This window comes from Dinoroseobacter sp. S124A (assembly GCF_049801015.1).
GTDB lineage: Bacteria > Pseudomonadota > Alphaproteobacteria > Rhodobacterales > Rhodobacteraceae > Dinoroseobacter.
Genome location: NZ_JBNAGD010000010.1, coordinates 144351 through 146103, shown reverse-complemented (window position 1 = coordinate 146103; position 1753 = coordinate 144351). Strand labels below are relative to the sequence as shown.

General features: G+C 54.6%; 1 tRNA gene and 2 rRNA genes (1 of these 3 running past the window's edge). All 3 read right to left on the bottom strand.

From position 1 onward, the window contains the following. Window positions 1-34 precede the first annotated feature (34 nt). A tRNA-Met gene (locus tag ACP15I_RS20425) sits at window positions 35-111 on the bottom strand. Between the two features lie 72 nt (window positions 112-183). After that, window positions 184-298: ribosomal RNA gene (rrf, locus tag ACP15I_RS20420) — 5S ribosomal RNA — on the bottom strand. A gap of 209 nt (window positions 299-507) precedes the next feature. Beyond that, window positions 508-1753, bottom strand: a 23S ribosomal RNA gene (locus ACP15I_RS20415) (it continues 1583 nt past the right edge of the window).

Below are 1753 nucleotides of genomic sequence, written 5' to 3'. Positions count from 1 at the left end.
TGGGGCGCTAAGGTTCTGAGATATATTATGATTTTGGTTGCGGGAGTAGGATTTGAACCTACGACCTTCAGGTTATGAGCCTGACGAGCTACCGGGCTGCTCCATCCCGCGCCAGTTGCGTTGGCATTTTCTGCCTGGCGCTTTTTGTTGAGATCGTATTGAGAGTTCTAGGCTTTTTTCTAGGTTTGGCGGTGACCTACTCTCCCACGCCTTAAGACGCAGTACCATCGGCGCTACGGTGCTTAACGACCGAGTTCGGGATGGGATCGGGTGTTTCACTCGCGCTATGACCACCAAACCAAGGAAAAAGCCTTTGCAGAGCAAAGGCTTTTAGTTGGAGGCAGCGTTTCGACAAAGTCGACAACGCGTTCCAACACCGTTGATCTGCTGGGCGTACCACATTGAACACTGTCAGGTGTGGTGCGCTTTTTCACATCGGCGTCCAAGCCAAATACGTCTGTTATGTATGCTTTGATTATCCGCAGGGGCATTTGCCGTCTACTGGATCAAATCAAGCCTATCGGACCATTAGTACCAGTCAGCTGAGCACATTGCTGCGCTTACACCTCTGGCCTATCGACGTGGTGGTCTACCACGGTCCTCAGGGATACCTTGTTTTGAGGGGGGCTTCCCGCTTAGATGCCTTCAGCGGTTATCCTGTCCGATCATAGCTACCCAGCACTGCCGTTGGCACGACAACTGGTCCACCAGTGGATCGTTCACCCCGGTCCTCTCGTACTAGGGGCAACTCCTCTCAAGTATCCTACACCCACGGCAGATAGGGACCGAACTGTCTCACGACGTTCTAAACCCAGCTCACGTACCTCTTTAAACGGCGAACAGCCGTACCCTTGGGACCTGCTCCAGCCCCAGGATGAGATGAGCCGACATCGAGGTGCCAAACGGTGCCGTCGATATGGACTCTTGGGCACCATCAGCCTGTTATCCCCGGCGTACCTTTTATCCGTTGAGCGATGGCCCTTCCACTCGGGACCACCGGATCACTATGGCCGTCTTTCGACTCTGCTCGACTTGTCAGTCTCGCAGTCAGGCTGGCTTCTGCCATTGCACTCAACGAGCGATTTCCGACCGCTCTGAGCCAACCTTCGCGCGCCTCCGTTACGCTTTAGGAGGCGACCGCCCCAGTCAAACTACCCGCCACACAGGGTCCCGGATCCGGATAACGGACCGCGGTTAGACATCAAGCAATGCAAGGGTGGTATCTCAAGGAAGGCTCCACAAGAACTGGCGTTCCTGCTTCGAAGCCTACCACCTATCCTGCACATGCATGGCCTGATGCCAGTGTGAAGCTGTAGTAAAGGTGCACGGGGTCTTTCCGTCTAACCGCGGGAAGCCTGCATCTTGACAGGCAATTCAATTTCGCTGAGTCGATGTTGGAGACAGCGGGGAAGTCGTTACGCCATTCGTGCAGGTCGGAACTTACCCGACAAGGAATTTCGCTACCTTAGGACCGTTATAGTTACGGCCGCCGTTTACTGGGGCTTCAATTCGGAGCTTGCACTCCTCCTTTTAACCTTCCAGCACCGGGCAGGCGTCAGACCCTATACGTCGTCTTGCGACTTCGCAGAGCCCTGTGTTTTTAGTAAACAGTCGCCACCCCCTGGTTTGTGCCCCCCGCCTATAGTTGCCTACAAACGGGGCCTCCTTCTCGCGAACTTACGGAGGTATTTTGCCGAGTTCCTTCAACATCGTTCTCTCAAGCGCCTTGGTATTCTCTACCAGTCCACCTGTG